Annotated in this window: 13 protein-coding genes; 7 read left to right on the top strand and 6 right to left on the bottom strand. The window is 73.7% G+C overall.

The window, feature by feature from the left end; all coding sequences use genetic code 11:
- Positions 1 to 5 precede the first annotated feature (5 nt).
- Entirely contained in the window at positions 6 to 545 is a 540-nt protein-coding gene (locus tag ACZBH1_RS02305; protein ID WP_463645361.1) for a VanZ family protein, read from the bottom strand.
- 201 nt (positions 546 to 746) lie between these two features.
- Here ACZBH1_RS02305 and ACZBH1_RS02300 point away from each other — a divergent pair, with 201 nt between their 5' ends.
- The 6 genes from ACZBH1_RS02300 to ACZBH1_RS02275 all read left to right on the top strand — a co-directional run bounded on the left by ACZBH1_RS02300 (position 747) and on the right by ACZBH1_RS02275 (position 11,081).
- Positions 747 to 1,856, top strand: a complete 1,110-nt coding sequence (locus tag ACZBH1_RS02300; RefSeq protein ID WP_463645360.1) for an SseB family protein — start codon at positions 747 to 749, stop codon at positions 1,854 to 1,856.
- Between the two features lie 64 nt (positions 1,857 to 1,920).
- Positions 1,921 to 2,952 carry a non-homologous end-joining DNA ligase gene (gene ligD, locus ACZBH1_RS02295; RefSeq protein ID WP_463645359.1) on the top strand — a complete coding sequence of 344 codons (1,032 nt, stop codon included), beginning with the start codon at positions 1,921 to 1,923 and terminating at the stop codon, positions 2,950 to 2,952.
- Positions 2,953 to 3,065: 113 nt separating this feature from the next.
- Positions 3,066 to 3,653: a hypothetical protein gene (locus ACZBH1_RS02290; protein ID WP_463645358.1), complete on the top strand. Its 588-nt coding sequence runs from the start codon at positions 3,066 to 3,068 to the stop codon at positions 3,651 to 3,653.
- Positions 3,654 to 3,792: 139 nt separating this feature from the next.
- Positions 3,793 to 5,376, top strand: a complete 1,584-nt coding sequence (locus ACZBH1_RS02285) for a S1C family serine protease (RefSeq protein ID WP_336398273.1) — start codon at positions 3,793 to 3,795, stop codon at positions 5,374 to 5,376.
- Between the two features lie 204 nt (positions 5,377 to 5,580).
- Positions 5,581 to 8,352, top strand: a complete 2,772-nt coding sequence (locus ACZBH1_RS02280) for an AfsR/SARP family transcriptional regulator (RefSeq protein WP_463645357.1) — start codon at positions 5,581 to 5,583, stop codon at positions 8,350 to 8,352.
- Positions 8,349 to 11,081, top strand: coding sequence for an AfsR/SARP family transcriptional regulator (locus ACZBH1_RS02275; protein WP_463645356.1), 2,733 nt, complete (start codon positions 8,349 to 8,351; stop codon positions 11,079 to 11,081). The genes ACZBH1_RS02280 and ACZBH1_RS02275 overlap by 4 nt, the downstream gene beginning before the upstream one ends.
- 14 nt (positions 11,082 to 11,095) lie before the next feature.
- Here ACZBH1_RS02275 and ACZBH1_RS02270 read toward each other — a convergent pair whose 3' ends face one another.
- Entirely contained in the window at positions 11,096 to 12,142 is a 1,047-nt protein-coding gene (locus ACZBH1_RS02270) for an ATP-dependent DNA ligase (RefSeq protein WP_452325146.1), read from the bottom strand.
- Positions 12,143 to 12,298: 156 nt separating this feature from the next.
- On the opposite strand from ACZBH1_RS02270, the gene ACZBH1_RS02265 reads away from it, so the two are divergent.
- Positions 12,299 to 13,876: an aspartate:alanine exchanger family transporter gene (locus ACZBH1_RS02265; RefSeq protein WP_463645355.1), complete on the top strand. Its 1,578-nt coding sequence runs from the start codon at positions 12,299 to 12,301 to the stop codon at positions 13,874 to 13,876.
- 34 nt (positions 13,877 to 13,910) lie between these two features.
- Here ACZBH1_RS02265 and ACZBH1_RS02260 read toward each other — a convergent pair whose 3' ends face one another.
- From ACZBH1_RS02260 to ACZBH1_RS02245, 4 genes are all read right to left on the bottom strand, one after another.
- Entirely contained in the window at positions 13,911 to 16,832 is a 2,922-nt protein-coding gene (locus tag ACZBH1_RS02260; protein WP_463645354.1) for a helix-turn-helix transcriptional regulator, read from the bottom strand.
- Positions 16,833 to 16,869: 37 nt separating this feature from the next.
- A complete protein-coding gene (locus tag ACZBH1_RS02255; protein WP_336398278.1) occupies positions 16,870 to 17,061 on the bottom strand; it encodes a hypothetical protein in 192 nt (63 codons plus the stop codon).
- A 181-nt stretch (positions 17,062 to 17,242) separates the two neighbouring features.
- On the bottom strand, positions 17,243 to 18,394 hold the full coding sequence (locus ACZBH1_RS02250; RefSeq protein WP_452325149.1) for an AI-2E family transporter: 1,152 nt from the start codon (positions 18,392 to 18,394) through the stop codon (positions 17,243 to 17,245).
- Between the two features lie 63 nt (positions 18,395 to 18,457).
- Positions 18,458 to 19,690, bottom strand: coding sequence for an acyl-CoA dehydrogenase family protein (locus tag ACZBH1_RS02245; protein WP_463645353.1), 1,233 nt, complete (start codon positions 19,688 to 19,690; stop codon positions 18,458 to 18,460).
- Between the last annotated feature and the right edge of the window lie 76 nt (positions 19,691 to 19,766).

Here is a 19,766-nt window from a genome sequence, read left to right as displayed (position 1 = left end):
GATCCTCAGTCCGGACCCAGCCGCGACCGCCACCAGGCGACCGAGGCGACCGAGGCCACCAGCGCGCCGAGGGTGTTGAGCAGGATGTCGTCCACCGACGCGACGCGGCCGAGGTCGAGGACGAACTGGAGCACCTCGACGACGAGCGCGAGCCCCGCGACGATGAGCGCCACCACGAGGGGGACCAGCCCCGGACGGGCCAGGCGCAGGCGGATCGGCAGGAAGAAGCCGACGGCGGCGAAGGCGAGCAGGTTGCCCACGATCTGGGCGGCGGCGTCGGAGTCGGAGAGCAGATCGACGAGGTCGTGGAACGGCACCGGGTCGATGCGGCTCCTGCCGGCCCGCGCCGCGAGGATCATCCAGAGCCAGGGCAGCGTGCCGACGACGATGCCGACGTCCGCCACCGTCGCCCGCCACGCCCAGCGGCGCTCCCAGCCCTGGTCGATCCGTCGCTGCGCGAGCACGATGGACACGATCGCCCCGATGGGGACGCCCGCCAGGACCGCGATGAGCACGACGTCCCCGTACCGCTCCCACGCAGGCATGAGGCGATCCTGTCAGTCCCGGCGCCGCGTGTCTCCGGGTCGTCTCCGGGGTGTCTCCGGGGCGGGGCGTACCGGACGCAGGATGGGCGGGGTTCAGGGGCACTGACGGCCGCGACGGTCCGCCGCTTCGTGGCGGCGCGGGGCCGTTCAGTCCTGCGAACGGTAGGTGATCGCGTCGAGCACGCGGGTTAGGCTCGGGCAATGGCCTTGTTCTCGCGCCGTCCGAAGAAGCCCGCCGAGTCGCCGGAGCCGGAGCCGGAGCCGGCCGCGGCGCCGGACGCCGAGGCGGCCACCGCCGCGGAGACGCCGGCCGGGACCGATGCTCCGGCCCCGCAGCCGGAGGCCGGCACGGATGCCGCGGCCTCCGTCCCCATCTCGGTCTCGTCCTTCGGCGGGCTCGGCGTCGGCCCCTCCACATCCCGGCCCGCAGGCCAAGCGACGACACCGACGCCCGCCGCTGCCACCACCACGCCCCCTGCGCAGCGCCCGCGGGTCGGGGTGCGGGAATGGATGCGCACGGCCCCGGAGCAGACCGAGACGATCCCGGGCCTCCGCGACAACGTGCTGCTGCACGCCGCGCTCGGCCGCGTCGGCGACGCGCCTCCCGCGCAGGCATTGCTGGACGTCGCGCGCCAGCTGCTGCAGGGCCACGTCTTCCTGCGGGTGAAGGGCGACGCGCGAGCGCTGCTCGCCGAGGGCAAGGGACTGCCGCTGGCCGTCGCGACCGTGGGCGAGCGCACCTTCGCGCTGGTGTACTCCAGCGGTGCGGCGCTGCAGGCGAGCCTGCGCGCCGACGGCGACGGCGACACCTCGGCGATGGCGCAGCCGGTGCTCACCGTGCTCCAGCACGTCGTCTCGAGCTCGCACGACGGGATCATCCTCGACCCGGCGTCGTCGCCCTCGCGGGCCGTGCTGCCCACGGAGCTGCTGCAGCGGGCGCTCGAGCAGGCCGACCCGAAGCTCACCCTCAAGACGCTGCTCGCCGCCGAGCGGACCCTCGCGGTGACCACGGAGGTCGCCGAGGCGCTCACGCGCGTGCCGCTGTGGGTCGCGGTCGGCACCGCCGAGAGCGGAGCGCGCGGGCTGGCCGAGAGCCGCAGCACCGACGGGACCCGCCACCTCGAGGTGTACTCCCACCCGCTCGAGGTCGCGGTGATGGGACGCGGCGACAGCGCCGCGCCGATCACGCCCTTGCAGCTGTCGCGCGCCCTGCGCACCGACGAGGGCATCACCGGCGTGCTCGTGGATCCCGCCGGTCCGTGGCTGCGTCTCACCCGCGACGAGCTGGCCCCGGTCCTCGCGCTGAGCTGAGGCCGCAACGTCACCGGCGGCGGCGGGGTGACGGATGTCGCGGCTCCCCGCTAGCGTCGGATCCATGGCGTCGCCGCGCATCACCCTCACCGTTCCCGGTCCCGACGGCGATCGCGAGGTGGGGATCTCAAACCCCGACCGCGTGATCTGGCCGAAGCTCGGGATCACCAAGCAGGAGCTGGCCGAGTACCTCATCGCGGTGCGAGAACCGTTCCTGGCGGCCAACGGCGATCGACCGGTGTCGCTCGAGCGGTTCCCCGAGGGCGTCGAGGGCGAGCGCTTCTACTCGAAGAACCCGCCTAAGGGCGCGCCGGCGTTCGTCGAATCGCGCACGGTGACGTACAACAGCGGGCGGCGGCATCCGCAGATCGTCCTCACCGAGATCGCCGCGGCGGTGTGGGCCGTGCAGATGAACACGATCGTGTTCCACCCGTGGGCCTCGCTCACCGCGAACACCGACAACCCCGTCGAGCTGCGCATCGACCTCGACCCCCAGCCCGGGACGGATTTCGCGGATGCCGCCGCCGTCGCCCCCGCGATGCGCGACGTGCTCGCCGAGGCGGGGCTCACGGCGTTCCTCAAGACCAGCGGCAACCGCGGCATCCACGTCTTCTGTCCCATCGAGCCGCAGTGGGAGTTCCTCGACGTGCGGCACGCGGTCATCGCCGCCGGCCGGGAGCTCGAGCGGCGCCTGCCAGACAAGGTCACGATGAACTGGTGGAAGGAGGAGCGCGGCGAGCGCATCTTCATCGACTTCAACCAGGCCAACCGCGACCGCACGATGGCGGGCGCCTACAGCCCCCGCGCACTCCCCACGGCGACGGTCTCGACCCCGCTCACGTGGGCCGAGCTGGAGGCCGGCGTCGACCCGGGCGCCTTCACGGTGCGCAGCGTCCCGCAGCGCATCGCCGACCAGGGCGACCCGTGGGCCGAGCTGCTCGCCAGGCCCGGGCGCATCGACACGCTGCTGGAGTGGTGGCAGCGCGATCTGGACGCCGGGCTCGGCGAGCTGCCCTTCCCGCCGGACTTCCCGAAGATGCCCGGCGAGCCGCCGCGCGTGCAGCCCAGTCGCATCAACCCGGAGAACTGGCAGTAAGACGCGCCCGATTGCACGGCGGTTGCACGGCTCATCGTCCGCCGCGGGGCCGACGACGCTTCCGTAGCTTCGCTGGGAGCCGGAATGACCGGCCCCTGAGCATCGGAGCACACATGTCCATCCCCGGCTTCAAGCCCCATGGCATCACCAACGTCCACGTCAACCACACCGGTCCGCGATCGTCGTTCGCCCTCGCACTGGCAGGAGCCGTCATGGCGGGCGCCTTCGTCCTCACCGCGTGCGCGCCGGCCGCGAGCCCGACGGCCGCCGAGGCCACCGCGGCTTCCGAGCCGTCGCCCGCCCCGAGCGATGCGGGCGCGGCCGGCACGCAGCCCGCCGGGGGCGCGGCATCCGTCCTCGCCATCGAATCCGACGCCGTGCTGGCATGGCAGGACCGCTGGTACGACAACTTCTGCAGCAGTGCGGTCATCGCCCTGGGCGACGAGAACTGCATCGGCATCGCGCTGGAAGGTGTCGAGCAGGCGCGCACGGCGCCCGAGCGCATCGAGGCCGAGGTGCCGTCGGGAGCGCTCGGCGACGAGCTGCGCGCCGCGGCGGCCGAGGTCGCGGCGGCCGGCGAGGCGTTCCTCGCCGCGAGCTGCGACACCGTGCCGACGGAGTGCGTCGCCGAGGCCGACGACCTCACCGACGCGGTCCGGATGTACGGCGACGTCGTCGCCGAGGTGGTCGCGGCGAGCTGACCCGCCGTACCCGGGAGCGGGCTGCGATCGACGGATCGCGGCCCGCTCTTCGGCGTCTGCGGGCCCTTCGATTGCACAGCGGTTGCACGGTGCAACGCCCGCCCCGCAGCACCGTTGCACGCCAATAGCTTGCTCAACCATGAACACGACCACACACCGCTCACGCCGCGGCCTCGCTCTCGCGGGTGCCGCCCTCACGGCCACGTCGGCGCTCGCGCTGACCGGCTGCATGTCCTTCACCGTCTCGCCCGGCCAGGGCGCCGCCGGCGGGGCCGGCGGCGCCGGAGGCGTCGGCTTCGACGACATCCAGACCGCCACCATCCAGATCGAGGCCGTCGGCACGTTCGTCTCGCCCGAGATGGGCGGATACGAAGCAGCCGGACGCGGCTCGGGGTTCCTCATCAGCGAGGACGGCCTGGCCGTCACCAACAACCACGTCGTCGTCGGCGCCGGCACGCTCAAGGTGTGGCGCGGCGGCGACACGTCCGAGACGCTCAACGCGAAGGTCCTCGGCTCGTCGGAGTGCCTCGACCTCGCGGTCATCCAGCTGCAGGAGGACGACTACCCGTACTTCTCGTGGCACGAGGGCGACATCACCACGGCCACTGACGTCTACGCGGCCGGGTTCCCGCTGGGGGACCCCGAGTTCACCATGACGCGCGGCATCGTGTCGAAGGCCGACACGGCGGTCGACACCCCGTGGGCGTCGCTGGACCACGTCATCGAGCACGACGCGCGCATCCGCGGCGGCAACTCGGGCGGTCCGCTCGTCGACGCCGACGGAAGGCTCATCGGCGTGAACTACGCCGGCAACGACCTCCACGACCAGAACCTCGCGATCCACCGCGACGAGGTGCAGCAGGTGCTCGACCAGCTGGCCGCCGGCGAGAGCGTGCTCAGCCTCGGCATCAACGGCACCGGCCTCATGACCGAGGAGGGCGAGGGCCTGGGCATCTGGGTGAACTCGGTCGCCTCGGGCTCGGCCGCCGACAAGGCCGGCGTCGAGCCCGGCGACCTCATCACCAAGATGGAGGGTGTCAGCGTCGGCACCGACGGCACGATGGCCGACTACTGCGACGTGCTGCGCACCCACGGCCAGGATGCGACCCTGGGAGTCGAGCTGTACCGCCCCGCGGACGGCATCTACTACACCGGCCAGTTCAACGGCGAGCCCGTCGAGGGCGTCTCGGTCGCGAGCGAGGCGGGCGCGAGCTCGGGCGGCTCCGGCGGCGGCGCCAGCGCCGCGGCGGACTTCGTGTCGGTCGTCGACGACACCGGCAGCGTGACCGTCGACGTGCCCGAGGCGTGGTCGAGCATCGACACCAGCGTCTACACCGACCCTCGCGGCGGTCAGTGGGCCCGCATCGACGCCTCGACCGACGTCGCCGCGTTCGCGAGCGGCTGGTCGGTGCCCGGTGTCTCGGTGGTGGCGGCTCCCGCAGCCACCGCGACGATCCAGCCCGAGGAGTGGCTGCAGATGACCGCCGACTACCTCACCCAGTCCGGCTGCTCGCAGCAGGCGATCGACGAGTACGCCGACGACCTGCACTCGGGGGTCTTCCAGTACTGGACGGGCTGCGGTGAGACGGCCGCGGACTACCTGATGCTCGCCGCGTACTCCAACGACGGCCAGTACCTCATCGTGCTGTCGGTCACCGCGCTGAGCGAGGGCGACTTCACCGCGATCGACCGCGCGCTGGGAAGCTTCCAGGCGGCGTTCTGACACCTGGGCGACACGGAGGAGCGGATGCCGCGGCACACTGCGTGCCGCGGCATCCGCTCGCTCGTGGGTGGCGGATTGCAGCGCGCCGCGCCTGCCGACCCGTCCGCGATTGCACCAAGATTGCACCGTGACCCGCGCCCGGCGGCGCGGGCCGCGGCGCGCCTAGCATCCTGAGAGACCACGAACCGGAGGAGACCGACGCGCATGGGGATCGACATCGAACTGCTCGGGGCGTTCGAACTGCGGATCGACGGGAGCGCGGTGCCGGTGCGCGGCGACCTCCCGCGCGCCCTGCTCGCGCGTCTGGCGAGCACGCCGCGCGAGCTCGTCCCGTCGGAGGAGCTCATCGCCGACGTCTGGGCCGATCGTCCCGAGAACGTGGTCTCGACGCTCCGCGCGCACCTGTCGCGACTGCGCAGTGCGGGCCTCGGCGCGTCGATCGTCGGCGCGCGCGGCGGCTACCTCATCGACATCCCGCGGGAGCGGGTCGACCTCACGCGGTTCCGCGACGACCTCGCGCAGGCCGCGCAGATCACCGACGCCGAGCAGCACCTGGCCCGCCTCGTCGAGCTGGCGGGGATCGCGGGGCAGGAGCCGCTCGCCGACCTCGACGGGCATCCGTTCCTGGCGCGGCTGCGCGCCGATCACCTGGAGGAGCGGCGGCTGCTGGACGAGGACCTCGCCGAATCGGCCATCGAGCTGGGCGACGACAGCCTCGCCACCGCCGTGCTGGCCGGAACCGTGGAACGCCACCCGCTGCACGAGCGGCCGGTGCGGCTGCTCGCCCTCGCCCTCGCGCGCTCCGCGCGCTACGCCGACGCGCTGGCCGTGCTGGACGGCTACCGCGAGCGGCTCACCGACCAGGGGCTCGACGCCTCGGCCCGCGTGGACGCGCTGCGGGCCTCGATCGTGCGGCTCGACCCCGCCGTCGTCGCGCCGATCGGCATCGGCGGGACGGTCAACCGCGTCGGCATCGCCATCCCGCTGACCCGCTTCATCGGACGCGGGAGCGACCTGCTCGCCCTGCGCGAGGCCCGGCGCGGGCACCGGCTGGTCACCGTCGTGGGGCCGGCGGGAGTGGGCAAGACCCGGATCGCCGTGGAGCTCGCGCGCGAGGCGACCACCGCCCTGGACGACGACCAGTACATGGTGGACCTCGCCGACATCCGCGACCCCGACGACGTCGTGGCCGCCATCGCTGCCGTCGTCCGGGCGCGCGAGCTCAGCATCGACGGCATCGTGCGCCGCCTCAGCCGCGGTCGCGTGCTCCTGGTGCTCGACAACGCCGACCATGTGATCGGCGCCCTCGCCGTTGCCGTCGACGCCCTGCTGGCCCAGACCGAGCACCTGCGCATCATCGTGACCAGTCGCGAATCGCTGCGCCTCGCGCAGGAGCACGTCGTCGTGCTGCGTCCGCTCGTCGGCGACGACGCGGCTGACGCCTGGCGGCTGTTCAGCGAGCGGGCCGCGGATGCGCGCGGCGGTCGCGCCTTCCACGACGAGGAGCTCGCCGAGGCCCGGCAGCTGTGCGCGCAGCTGGAGGGCATCCCGCTCGCGCTCGAGCTCGCGGCGGCGCGGCTGGACGTGCTGGACGTCGAGCAGGTGCGCGAGGGCATCGGCGGCCGCGGGGCGGGCACCGGCCGGCACGACAGCGTGCGCGCCGCGATCGGCTGGACGTTCGACGAGCTCGACGACGACCAGCGGGCGCTCCTGGCGGACGTCGCCCGGTTCGCCGGGACCTTCACCGTCGGCGCCGCGGCCGGTACGAGCGGTCTGGACACCGCCCGGACGTCCGAGCTCCTGATGCAGCTCGTCGGTCGCTCGCTCGTCGCCGTCGACCGCAGCGGCACCGGCCGGCGGCGATTCCGCGTGCTCGAGTCGACGCGCGAGTTCCTCGCCGATCGCGACGACCCCGCCCGCATCGCCGCGTGGCGGCTGAGGCACCGCTGGTGGTTCGCCGACCTCGCCAGCCGGCTCGGCCCGACCCTGCGCACGTTCGAGGCCCGCGACACCATGGCCGTGCTCGACGGCTTCCGCGCGGATCTCGCCGTCGCGTTCGAAGGAGCCATCGAGGCCGGCGATCGCGAGGCGGCGGTGCGCATCGCGGGCTGGCAGGCGCAGTACTGGTTCCTCCGCGGGCTGCTGCGGGAGGGCCGCACCCGCGTCGAGCGGGCCCTCGCGCTGCCGGGCGACCCGACCGACTCGGACGGGCTGGCCCTCACCGAGCTCGCCAACCTTGCCTACCAGACCGGCGACGCGATGGCCGGGTTCGAGGCGATCGCCCGCGCCCGCGCGGAGGGGGAGCGTCGCTCGGACGCCTCGGTCACCGCGGTCGCGCTGTCGCGCGAGGCGTTCGGGCGGTCGATGTTCGGCGAGCCGGACCTCGGCGAGCAGCTGATGGCGCAGGCGCTGGACCTGCTCCCCGACGCCCAGGCCTGGGCGCGCGCCGAGGTCCACATGTCGCTCGGCCAGCTGCGACGGGCGCAGGGGCGGCCGGACGACGCCCTCGCGGCGCTGAGCGAGTCGCACCGCATCGCATCCTCGGTCGGCTACACGTGGATGATCACGTCGTCGCAGTACATCATGGCCAAGTCGCTCGTCGACGCACGACGGCCACGCGAGGCGATCGCCGTCGCGCGCAGCGCGATCGCGGCTGCGCGTGCGAACGAGGACGCCGCCGGTGCCCTCGCCGTCGTGCACGTCGCGGCCGGCGCGTGCGCGTTCGTGGAGCGGCACGAGGTGGGCGCGCGCCTCATGGGCGCGGTGGACGAGCTCGGACGGCGCTACGACTACGACATCGCCGCCGCGGAGGGCGACGATGCGCGCCGCCTGCGGGAAGCCGTCGCGCAGGGTCTCACCCCCGGCGAGTTCGAGCACGAGTACCGCAACGGGCGCCGGCTCGGGTGGGACGAGGTCTCGGCGCTGATCGAGCGTCTTCCGCAGACCGCGCCGCTCCCCGCCGAGGCGACGGCGTGACAGCCGTGCGCATCGCGCTCTTCGGCGCCTTCGAGGTGTCCGGCGACGGTGCGCCCGAGGCGGTGCGGGGCACGATCCCGCAGGCGATCCTCGCGCGGCTCGCCCTCGAGCCCGGACGCGTCTTCTCGGCCGACGAGCTCGTCGAGGCACTGTGGTCGGAGCCGACCGCCGCCGTCGTCAGCAGCCTCCGCGCGCACATCTCCCGCCTGCGCGCCCGCGGGTGGGGCGAGGCGCTCGTCGGCGGCCGCGCGGGCTACCGACTCGAGCTGCCCCCGCAGGCGGTCGACATCGTCCGCTACCGCGCTCTCGTCGCCGGGAACGGCGCCTCGTCGCGCGCGGCCGAGCTCGAGGACGCCGACCGCCTGTGGCGCGGCGCGCCGCTCAGCGGGTTCGGCGAGTTCCCGTTCGCCCGGCCCGTCGCGGAGGACCTGGCAGCGCTCCGTCGAACCGCGCTCCTCGAGCTGACCAGTCTGCGACTGGAGGCGGGGGATGCCGCGGGGGCGGTCGCCGCGATCTCGCCGCTGGCGCAGGACCTCGGCGACGAAGAGATCGGCGCGCTGTACGCCCGCGCCCTCGACCGCTCGGGGCGGACGGCCGATGCCCTGGCGACGATCGACGCGCGCGCCACCGCGCTGCGTGACACCGGCACCCGCCCGCCGCGGGACCTCGACGCCCTGCGTCTCGCGATCGCCCGGCAGGACGAGGCCGAACCTGCCGTGGTCGACCGCCCCGTCGACCGTGTCGGGATCCCGGTCCCCGTCACGAGGTTCGTCGGACGCGAGAATGAGCTCGAGGTCATCCGGCGCGGCCGCGCCGAGTCGCGCCTGGTCACGCTCACCGGCCCCGCGGGGGTCGGCAAGACGCGCCTGGCGATCGAGGTCGCCCGGCGCGCACGCGCCGACGAGGACGAGCAGCAGCGGCTCATCGACCTCGCGGTCGTCTCGTCGCCCGACCGCGTCGTGGGCGCCGTCGCCGACGCCGTCGGTGCGGCCGCCCACTCCGTCGACGCGATCGCCGACGCGCTCGGCGGCCGGCGGACGCTGATGATCCTCGACAACGCCGAGCACGTGCTGGGCTCCACGGCATCCCTGGCCGCACGGCTGCTCGAGCGATGCGCCGGGCTCAGCATGCTGGTCACGAGCCGGGAGTCGATGCGGATGCCGGGGGAGCGGGTCATCGTCCTCGATCCGCTCTCGAGCGCGGCCGCCGGTGACGCCGTCGCGCTGTTCCTGCAGCGCGCGAGCGAGTCCAGCGGCATCCGCGACTGGAGTGCCGCCGAGATCGGCGAGGCTCAGCGCCTGTGCACCCAGCTGGACGGACTGCCGCTCGCCATCGAGCTCGCCGCCTCGCGGCTGGACGTCCTCACCCTGGAGGAGCTCGCCTCGTCGCTCGACGCGGCACCCACCGGGCCGCGGCGCGGAGGCCGTCATGACTCGATCGACGACGCGATCGCGTGGAGCGTGGCGACGACGTCGCCCGCCGAGCGTGCGCTGCTGGCGCAGCTGGCGGAGTTCTCGGGCTCGTTCACCCTCGACGCCGTCGCCGGCGTGTGCGACGCCGGCGACGGCGACCCCCGAGAGGTCGCGGTCGCCCTCGCGCGCAAGTCGCTCGTCGCCGCGGTCGCGCCGACGCCCGGCGAGCGCCGGTTCCGCGTGCTCGACACCGTCAAGCGCCACATGCGGGCGCGGCATCCGATCGAGGATCTCGAGTCGTGGCACCGGCGGCACGCGGCGTGGATGACCGAGGACGCCGAGCGCCGGGCGCCGCTGCTGCGCACCGCCGACAACCGCCGCGCACGGGCGGCGCTCACCGCCAACCGCGCCGACCTGGACGACGCGTGCCGGCGGCTCATCGACGGAGGGGACCGCCCCACGGCCGTGCGTCTGGTCGCGGCGCTCGCATGGCACTGGTACGAGCGCGGCAGCGGGCACGAGGCGATCGCGACGATCGACCGGGTGCTCGACATGCCCGGCCCGACCGCCCCCGACGCGGAGGCGACGGCGCTGTACGCCGCGTCGTTCATGCGGTCGGTCTCGGGTGACGTGCTGGCGACGCTGCGCACCATGGAGAGGTTCGCGCTGGTCGCCGACCAGGCCCAGGACCCCTCGCTGCCCATGATCGCGCACACGATGCAGGCGACGATCGCCGCGCACGGCGAGTCGGTCGAGGCGGCGGAGGCGGAGCTCGCCACGGCCCAGCGGCACCGGGAGCGCCTCGCCGACGACAGAGTCTGGGCGGTCGTGGACCACCTGTACATCCGCGGCGACGCACTGCGGGTGTTGGGACGGCCCGCGCAGGCGCTGGACTCGCTCGAGCAGGCCTACCGGCTCGCCACCGAGCTCGGGCACACGTGGGCGCTCGCCTCCACCTGCTACATCACGGGCAAGGTGCTGACGCAGGTCGGCCGTCCGCGCGATGCGATGGGGATGCTGCGGACCGCCGCGCACCGCTCCGCCGAGCGGGAGGATGCCACGAGCACGGTCGCCGCCGTCAGCGGGTACGCGATCGCCCTCGTGGAGGCCGGCGAGCATCGCCGCGCCGCCGAGCTCTTCGGCGCGGTGGACGCGCTCGGCCCGCGGTTCGGCTTCCACCCCGTCCTCTCGGACGGCTCCTACGCGGCGCCCTTCCGCGAGCGCGCCGCTGCCGGGCTGGGAGCGGCGGAGTGGGACGAGGCGATCGCGCGCGGGCGCGACCGAGATCTGCGCTGGGCGCTCGCCCAGCTCGCGTGACGCGGCGCGGCTCGTCAGACCAGCACGTCGGCCAGATCGTACGCTGCCACGACCTCGAGCTGCTCGTACGTGCACGACCGCGGGTCGCGGTCGGGGCGCCAGCGCTCGAACTGCACGGTGTGGCGGAAGCGCCAGCCCTCGAGCTGGTCGTAGCGCACCTCGAGCACCCGCTCCGGGCGCAGCCGCACGAACGAGGAGTCGGCCCGGCCGGACTGGAAGCGCGACTTCTCGCCTTCGCCCCGCAGCACCTCGCCGTCGGCGTCGCGCTCCACGAGCGGGGCGAGCTCGTCGATGAGCTCGAGCCGGCGCTTGTCGCTCCACGCGGCGACCCCGCCGACCGGGTACAGCGTGCCGTCCTCGCCGTAGAGCCCCACGAGGAGGGAGCCGACGCCCTGTCCGGACTTGTGGATGCGATAGCCGAGCGCCACGACGTCGGCGGTGCGGGCGTGCTTGATCTTGAACATCGAGCGCTTGCCCGGGGCGTACGGCTGGTCGAGGGGTTTGGCCACGACGCCGTCGAGGCCCGCCCCCTCGAACTCGGCGAGCCAGCGCCGCGCGAGCTCGGGGTCGTCCGTCGTGCGCGTGACGTGGACGGGATGGGGAACGCCGCGCAGCAGCGTCACGAGCGCCTCGCGCCTCGTGCCGAACGGCTCCGCTTGCAGGTCGCGGTCGCCGACGGCGAGCAGGTCGAACGCGATGAACATCGCCGGCGTCTGCTCGGCGAGCATGTTCACCCGCGACGCCGCGGGATGGATGCGCTGCGACAGCGACTCCCAGTCCAGGCGCCGCCGCCCGTCGCGATCGACCGGCACCACGATCTCGCCGTCGAGCAGGCACGGCTCGGGGAGGACGCGGGCGAACGCCTCGACGAGCTCGGGGAAGTACCGCGTCAGCGGCTTGGCGCCCCGCGACCCGATCTCGACGTCCTCGCCGTCCCAAGAGATGAGGGCGCGGAACCCGTCCCACTTCGGCTCGTAGCTGAGACCGCCGGGCGCCTTCGCCGGATCGGGGATGTCGGGCACGGACTTCGCCAGCATCGGCGCGGGGATCTCGTACGGCATGCGCTCCATCCTGCCGCTGCGCGCCGACACCCGACAGTCCCGGCGCGCCCCGCCCACCTGCCCGGCCCGGCTCGCCCGGCCCGGATGGATGCGCGACGGCGCGGGAGTGGGCAGACTCGGAAAGCGCCCGCGTCAGCCCCGGGCACGGAGGTGAGCATGGACGTGGTCTTCCAGTTCCTGGCCGAACGCCCGATCGTGCTGCTGTTCCTCCTCCTCGGGGTGGGCGCGGCCCTGGGGACGGTTCGCGTCGCGGGCGTCTCGCTCGGTGCCGTCGGCGTGCTCTTCGCCGCGATCGGCATCACCGCGTGGGGCGTGTCGACGGGGGTGACGATCGAGCTTCCGGCAGCGGTCGGCGACCTCGGGCTCGTCGTCTTCGCGTTCTGCACCGGCCTCATCGCGGGGCCCGGGTTCTTCAACGCGCTGCGCACCTCTTACCTGCTGATGCTCGCTGTCGCCGGCGTGCTCGTCGCGGCGGGCGGCCTGGCGTTCTGGGTCGGGTCGGCTCTCGGCATCCCGCCGCTCACCATCGCCGGAACGTTCGCCGGCGCCCTCACGAACACCCCCGCCCTCGCCGCGACCGGCGGCAGCCCGGAGGCGACCGTCGGCTACGCCAGCGCGTACGTGTACGGCGTCATCGCCGCGATGATCGGCGTCGCGCTCGCGCTGCGCTCGCGTGCGCGCGACACCGACGCGCAGGCCCCGATCGTCGGCAAGCCGATCGAGGTCGACACCACCTCGCGCCCGACCGCGGCCGACATCGCGGCCGGGTACGGCGGCCGGGTGGCGTTCTCGCGGCGGCGGCACGTCGACGGCGAGGTGGAGATCGTCGGCCCCGACACGGCGCTGGAGCCGGGTGACATCGTCAACGTCGTCGGGCCGAGCGACGACGTCGAGGCGGTGAAGACCGAGCTCGGCCACACGTCGGCGATCGACCTCACCCGGGACCGCAGCCGTCTCGACTTCCGGCGGATCATCCTGTCGGATGCACGGCTGGCCGGACGCTCGATCGCGAGCCTGCGCCTTCCCGAGCGCTACGGTGCGACGATCGCGCAGGTGCGGCGCGGCGATGTCGACTTCGTCGGCAGCCCCGACTTCGTGCTGCACCAGGGCGATCGCCTGCGCGTGGTCGGGCCCACCGGATCCATGGGGGAGATCACCCGCTTCCTCGGCGACTCCGAGCGCGGTCTCGCCGACATCAACCCGGTCGCCCTCGGCATCGGCGTCCTGCTCGGCATGCTGCTCGGGTCGATCGTCGTCCCGCTCCCCGGCGGCGGGCAGTTCAGCCTGGGCTACGCGGCGGGCGTGCTCGTCGTCGGGCTGATCATGGGGCGCATCGGCCGCATCGGGCGCGTGGTGACGTCGCTGCCCAACACCGCGTCGACCGTGCTCGCCGAGTTCGGGCTGCTCACCTTCCTCGCCTTCGCCGGCACCAAGGCGGGTTCGCTCATCCTCTCGGCGATCGCCTCGGGCGAGGTGGTGCGCCTGCTCGTGCTCGGCGCCGTGCTCTCGACGTTCTTCATGGGCGCGACCTTCGTGCTCGCCCGCGCCGTGTTCCGCCTCGGCGGCACGCGGTCGTCGGGCGTCATCGGCGGTGCGCAGACGAACCCGGCGATCCTCGGCTTCGCCAATTCCCGCACCGACTACGACGTCCGCGTCGCGCTCGGCTACACCCTGGTCTACCCGGCCGCGATGGTCGTCAAGATCCTGATCGCGCAAGTGCTCGTCGAGCTGTGACGACGGATGCCGCTCCCCGCGGCATCCGTCCCGCTCATGCGGACGCCGAGGCCGCGGCGGAGGCGGCGTACAGTGCGGCGGCCTCGGCGCGGTTCGCGGCGCCGATCTTGGCGAGGATCGCCGACACGTGCACCGACGCGGTCTTCGGGCTGATGAAGAGCCGCTGGCCGATCTGCGGATTGGTGAGCCCCTCGGCGACCAGCTCGAGCACCTGCAGCTCCCGCGGCGTCAGCGCCGCCGCGCCCTTCGTCTGCCGCGCGCCGGCGCCGGCGAGCCGGGCCTGCGCCGCCAGCTCGGCCGCCCACCGCGCGGCGCGGGCGACGCCCTGCGCCGGCGCCTCGGCGGCGACCTCGTCCAGAACGGCGGCCGCGCCCGAGCGGTCGCCGTCATCGGCGAGCGCCCACGCGAGGCGGATCCGCCCGGCCTGCCGATGCCACACCGGCAGCCCGTCGTCCCCCGGTGCGCCGGACACCTCGCGCCATGCCGCCACCCGGTCGGCCGGGGTGGCGGCGTCGCCGGCGTCGGCGAGGAGCGCCCGCACGAACCGCGCGGCCGCCTGCGCCGCGTCGTGGCGGGACCAGCCCGCCATCGCCCGCTCGAACCGGGCGCGCAGCTCCGGGGCGGCGGGCCTTCCGGCGGGCAGGCTCAGCAGTCCTGCGGTCACGAGCGCGTAGCGGCGCGCGGCGGGCGAGCCGGCCTCGCCCTCGGCGACCGCCAGCACGTCGCCGGCGGTCTCCGTCCCGCCGTCCGTCGCGTGCAGCGTCAGGGCGCGATCCGCAGCCTCGATCACCCACCATCCCTCCTTGTCGGGGTAGCGGCGCTGGGCCTCGTCGATCCGTGAGCGCTCGGCGGCCAGCAGCTCGTCGCGCTCGTCGGGGCGGTCGTCCCACGAGAGGTGGGACGCGAGCAGCCGCACGACGAACGCGCTGTCGACCGGGTTCATGAGCCGACGGGCGCGCTGCGCGAAGCGGTGGGCCTCGGCAGGCCGGCCCGCAGCGAACAGGGCGAACGCCAGCGAGTGCGCGATCGACGCGCCCGAGCCGCGTTCGATGCCCGCCCGCGCGACGTCGTCGTAGTGCTGGGTCCCGACGACGATGGCCTCGTCGTACCGGCCCACGCGCACCAGCATGTCGGTCAGGGCGTGCCCGGCGTACGCGCGCAGCGGCGGGTCGAGCCGCAGCGTGACGGCCCGCTCGAGCGGTGCCAGCGCGCCGGGCTCGTCGTCGTCCTCGCCCGCGATGCGCCACGCCTCGACCGTCAGCGCGACGGCCAGCGCGGCGTCGTCGCCGGCCTCCTCGGCGAGGGCGATCGCCCGGTGCGCGTGGGCGGCGGCGGCCTCGCCGTGCTCGTCCAGCGCGATGTTGGTGAGCACGCGCGACAGCAGGATGCGGGCACGGGGGTCGTCGATGCCCTCCAGCAGGGCGACGGCCTTCTCGAGGTCCTCGTTGCGGCCGTGGTGCTCGAGGTTGTACGTCTCGACGAACCGCTGGCGCAGCAGTGCCGCGCGCGTGTACGGGTCGTCGGGGCAGACGGCCAGGCCCTCGTTCGCCGACCGCAGTGAGCGCTCGGGGTCGCCGAGGTCGTGCCACGCCTGTGCGGCGTCGAGGTGCAGCTCGGGGAGCGTCGTGCCGGCGCGGGTCGCGGCATCCGGCACCTGATCCCACAGCTCGGTGAGACGCTCGGTGAGCTTCGCGGAGGTGGCGGGCGAGAAGCGCGAACGCGACTGCCGCAGCGCCGCGACCGTGGCATCGAACGCCGCGGTGAGGTCGCGTGCGGCGAGCCAGTGCTCCGCGACGGCCGACGCGTCGTCGGGCGAGTCGCCCCGGTGGTCGCGCAGGTGCTCGGCGTAGCGACGGTGCACCCGCACGCGCTCGCTCGGCAGCATCTCCGCCTCGACGGCCTCGCGCGTCAGCGCATGGCGGAAGGCGTAGCCGGCGCCGTCGGCGAGGATCACCCTGCTGTGGACCGCCTCGCGCACGGCGAGATCGAGCGCCGCCTCGTCCAGCGCGCACACCGCCGCGAGCACGTCGTGGTCCAGGTGCATGCCACCGGCGGCCATGGTGCGCACCGCCTGCTGCGCATCGTCGCCGAGCCGTGCGTAGCGGGCGAGCACCAGCTCGCGCAGCGTGTCGGGAAGCGGACGGTCGCCGAGATCCACGAGCTCCTCGACGAGGAACGGGATGCCGCCGCTGCGCTCCGCCAGCGCCTCGACGAGCCGGGGGTCGAGCCGTCCGGTGAGCTGCTCGACCTGCTCGGCGACCTCGTCGGGGCTGAGCGGAGTCACCTCCACGCGCACGACCGACCGGGTGCGGTCCAGCTCCGCCAGCACCGGGCGCAGCGGATGGAACCGGTCGATGTCGTCGGAGCGGTAGGTGGCGACGATCGTGAGGCGCCGCCCGCGAAGCGTGCTGGCGAGGGTCTTCAGCAGCGCCATGGTCGCGGCATCCGCCCACTGCAGGTCCTCGAGCACGACCACGATGTGCCGCCGCTGCGACAGCCGCTCGAGCAGCACCTCGATCGCCTCGGCGAACTCGCCCGCGGGCTCATCGTGCTCGGGGGTCTCGGGTGCGATGCCGGGAACGAGCGCGGCCAGGCTCGCGATCGCCGCCGCGGAGCCCGCCGCCTCGCGCAGCTCGTCGGTGCCGACCGCCGTGTGCAGGTCGCGCAGCACGCGGCGGATCGGCCCGAACGGCGCGCCGATCGGGCCGAGGTCGACGCACTGCCCGAACGCGACGACGGGGCGTTCGGTGACGGCGGCCGGCTGTCCGGCCTCGAAGGGGTCGGTCGCGACGAGCGCGAGGAACTCCTGGACGAGCCGCGTCTTGCCCACACCCGCCTCGCCGCGCACGACGACGGTGCGGGGGTGGCCGCCGGAGCCCTCGTCGAACGACTCGAGCAGGGTGGCGAGCTCGGCGTGCCGGCCGACCATGCGCGAGCTCGAGGGGAGTGCGGGCATGGTCATATCGTGGCACCTTCCCGGGCTCGGCGGCGGGTCATCGCGCGGCGACGAACGTCGAGCGCCGCACGCGCGTCGCCCCGCGGGACCACGTGGCGAGCGGACGCACGCGCGGGCGGTCCGCCGCCGGGCCGTGCTCACGCTGCCTGCGCACGAGCTCGGCGTCGCGCGCGAGGTCGGACGCGCGGTGCCGGTCGAGGGTGTAGGCGGTGTAGGTGATGTCGTTCATGGGTCGCTCCCGTCTGCTCGCGATCCCCGGTGCGGGGTGCGGACTGCTGACAGGAACGACCTTCCTCCCTGAGGAGGGGGCGCTTCATCGGGCGGATGCCCAGTCTTGGGACGCCCGATGCCTTAGACCGCCGCGACCGGCCCCCTGAGCCGTAAGGCGGCGGAGGACGCGGAGCCGCGCGTCACCCGGCGACGGGATGCTTCGGGCGCGCCCACCGGGCCGCGAGGTTCGGACCGTCCCATACCTGCACGGCTCCCCACGCCGCCGCCGCGATCGGCACGGCCAGCACGGCGCCGACGATGCCGCCCAGCACCGTGCCGATGGTCAGGGCGACCAGGATGACGAAGGCGTGCAGCTTCATCGAGCGACCCATGAGCACCGGCTGGAGGAAGTTGCCCTCCAGCTGGTTCACCAGCACCACGACGCCGACCACGAAGAGCGCGTTGACCCAGCCGTTGGCGACGAGGGCGACGAGGGCGGCGATGATGCCGGCGAGCGTGGCACCCACGATGGGGATGAAGGCGAGGAGGAAGACCAGCACCGACAGCGGGATCGCCAGCGGCACGTCGAGGATGAGGAGGCCGATCAGGATGCCGACCGCGTCGACGAGCGCCACGAGCGCCGTGCCGCGCACGTACGAGCCGAGCACGCCCACCGTCTTGTCGCCGATGCGGTGCGCCCGCAGGTAGTTCTCGCCGCGGAACGGGCGCAGCATGAACTCCCACATCTGCGGGCCGTCCTTGAGGAAGAAGAAGAGGATCGTGACCATCAGCACGAAGCCGGTCACGAAGTTCGCCACGGCGCTCACGCCCGCGAGGGCCCCCGAGCCGAACTGCGCGCTCGTGATGAAGTCCAGGACGCCCTCGAGCCACTGGTCCAGCTGCTCCTGCGTCGGCGCGAACGGAAGCGTCCGCACCCACGCGATCACCGCCTCGATGCCGTCCACCGCCTGCGCGTACAGCTCGTCCCACTGGTCGCGGATCGCCCATACGATCAGCCAGCCGACGCCGGTGAGCAGCACCGTGACGACCAGGAGCGTGATCACCGTCGCCAGCACCGCCGGGACCCCGCGTCGCACCATCCACCGCATGACCGGCGCGAACGCGCAGGCGAGGATGAGCGCGATCACGAGCGGGATCGTGACGAGGGTGAGGAACTGCAGCGCGAAGACGATGCCCGCGACCAGCAGCACCACGACGATGATCTGGATCGAGCGGATGCCGAGCTTGCCGAAGCCGTCGGCCCACAGGCTCCACGGGGGTCGCGTCGCCTTCGGCTCCACGTCCTGCGTCTCGAGCACGACGCGCTGCGGGTCGTTGCGGAAGAGTCCCATGTGCCGAGAGTAGGCGCACAGGGCCGCGCGACCGGGTGGCTTGCGCGCGAGTCCCGCAGCGGGCTAGGCGAAAGCGCTCAGGCCGGTGATGTCGCGGCCGATGAGGAGAGCCTGGATGCTCTCGGTGCCCTCGTAGGTGTGGATCGCCTCGATGTCGGCCATGTGCTGCATGACGCCGTTCTCGAGCAGGATGCCGTTGCCGCCGAGGAGGTCGCGGGCGACGGCGGCGATGCGGCGCGCGGCGCGGGTGTTGTGGTACTTCGCCAGCGACGCCTGCGTCGGGCGCAGCCGGCCGCCCTCCTCGAGGTCGGCCATCCACCGGCAGTACAGCTGCATCGCCGTGAGCTCCTCGAGCATCTGCGCGAGACGCTCCTGCACCATCTGGAACTTGGCGAGCGGCTTGCCGAACTGCACGCGCTGCTGCGAGTAGGCCAGAGCCGCCTCGTAGCAGGCGGTGGCGTGGCCGAGCGCCGACCAGGCGACGCCCGAGCGGGTGGAGTACAGCACCGTCGAGGCGTCCTTGAAGCTGCGCGTGCCCGGAAGGACCGCGTCGGCCGCCACGCGCACGCCGTCCAGGACGATGTGCGCCTGATGGATGCCGCGCAGCGACGCCTTTCCGGAGATCACGGTGCCGGTGTAGCCCGGCGTGGTCTGCTCGACCAGGAAGCAGCGGACGGCGCCGTGGAACTCGTCGCCGGGGGAGTCCACCCGCGCCCAGACGAGGGTGATCCCGCCCGAGGCGCCGTTGCCGATCCACTTCTTGGCGCCGTCGAGCACCCACTCGCCGCCGTCGGCACGGGCGACCGTCTCGAGCGACACCGAGTCCGAGCCGTGGTCGGGTTCGGTGAGCGCGAAGGATGCCGCGACCTCGCCGCGTGCCACGGGCACCAGCCACCTCGACTGCTGCTCGTCGCTGCCGAACAGGGCGAGCGTGCGAAGCGCCAGGCCGCCCTGGACGGCGAGCACCGTGCCGAGTGAGCCGTCGCCGCGGGAGATCTCCATGTTCACCAGCCCCGCCGCGAGCGGGGAGAACCGCGTGAGCGCGGGGTGGACGACGCCGTCGTTGAAGAGGTCCAGCTCGCCGGCGCGCATCGCGATGTCGAGGGGGTAGTCGCCGGTGTCCCAGGCATCCTGCATGCGGCTGCCGACCTCGTCGATGTACGCCTTGGCGCGATCCCACGCCGCGCGGTCGGCGACGGGGATGTCGGCGAAGACGGCGTAGTAGTCCGTGTCCTGGCGCGAGGTCACGTCGTAGCGGGCGACGCTCTGACCGGGGCGGGGCTGGAAATCGGTCACGGGGGACTCCTGACGCGGTTGCGACGATGCGGCGGGTGGAACTGAATACCAGCATCAATAGTACTCAGTGTCACCT

The organism is Microbacterium sp. ZXT2-5 (assembly GCF_055329545.1).
The sequence above is the reverse complement of the archived record's forward strand: the minus strand, read 5'-3'. Positions and strand labels throughout refer to the sequence as shown.

Coding starts and splice junctions, on each gene's coding strand:
- ACZBH1_RS02265 (WP_463645355.1), top strand. CDS start 12,299: ATGGACGTGGTCTTCCAGTTCCTGGCCGAACGCCCGATCGTGCTGCTG.
- ACZBH1_RS02300 (WP_463645360.1), top strand. CDS start 747: ATGGCCTTGTTCTCGCGCCGTCCGAAGAAGCCCGCCGAGTCGCCGGAG.
- ACZBH1_RS02280 (WP_463645357.1), top strand. CDS start 5,581: ATGGGGATCGACATCGAACTGCTCGGGGCGTTCGAACTGCGGATCGAC.
- ACZBH1_RS02270 (WP_452325146.1), bottom strand. CDS start 12,142: ATGCCGTACGAGATCCCCGCGCCGATGCTGGCGAAGTCCGTGCCCGAC.
- ACZBH1_RS02305 (WP_463645361.1), bottom strand. CDS start 545: ATGCCTGCGTGGGAGCGGTACGGGGACGTCGTGCTCATCGCGGTCCTG.
- ACZBH1_RS02250 (WP_452325149.1), bottom strand. CDS start 18,394: ATGGGACTCTTCCGCAACGACCCGCAGCGCGTCGTGCTCGAGACGCAG.
- ACZBH1_RS02255 (WP_336398278.1), bottom strand. CDS start 17,061: ATGAACGACATCACCTACACCGCCTACACCCTCGACCGGCACCGCGCG.
- ACZBH1_RS02260 (WP_463645354.1), bottom strand. CDS start 16,832: ATGCCCGCACTCCCCTCGAGCTCGCGCATGGTCGGCCGGCACGCCGAG.
- ligD (WP_463645359.1), top strand. CDS start 1,921: ATGGCGTCGCCGCGCATCACCCTCACCGTTCCCGGTCCCGACGGCGAT.
- ACZBH1_RS02290 (WP_463645358.1), top strand. CDS start 3,066: ATGTCCATCCCCGGCTTCAAGCCCCATGGCATCACCAACGTCCACGTC.
- ACZBH1_RS02285 (WP_336398273.1), top strand. CDS start 3,793: ATGAACACGACCACACACCGCTCACGCCGCGGCCTCGCTCTCGCGGGT.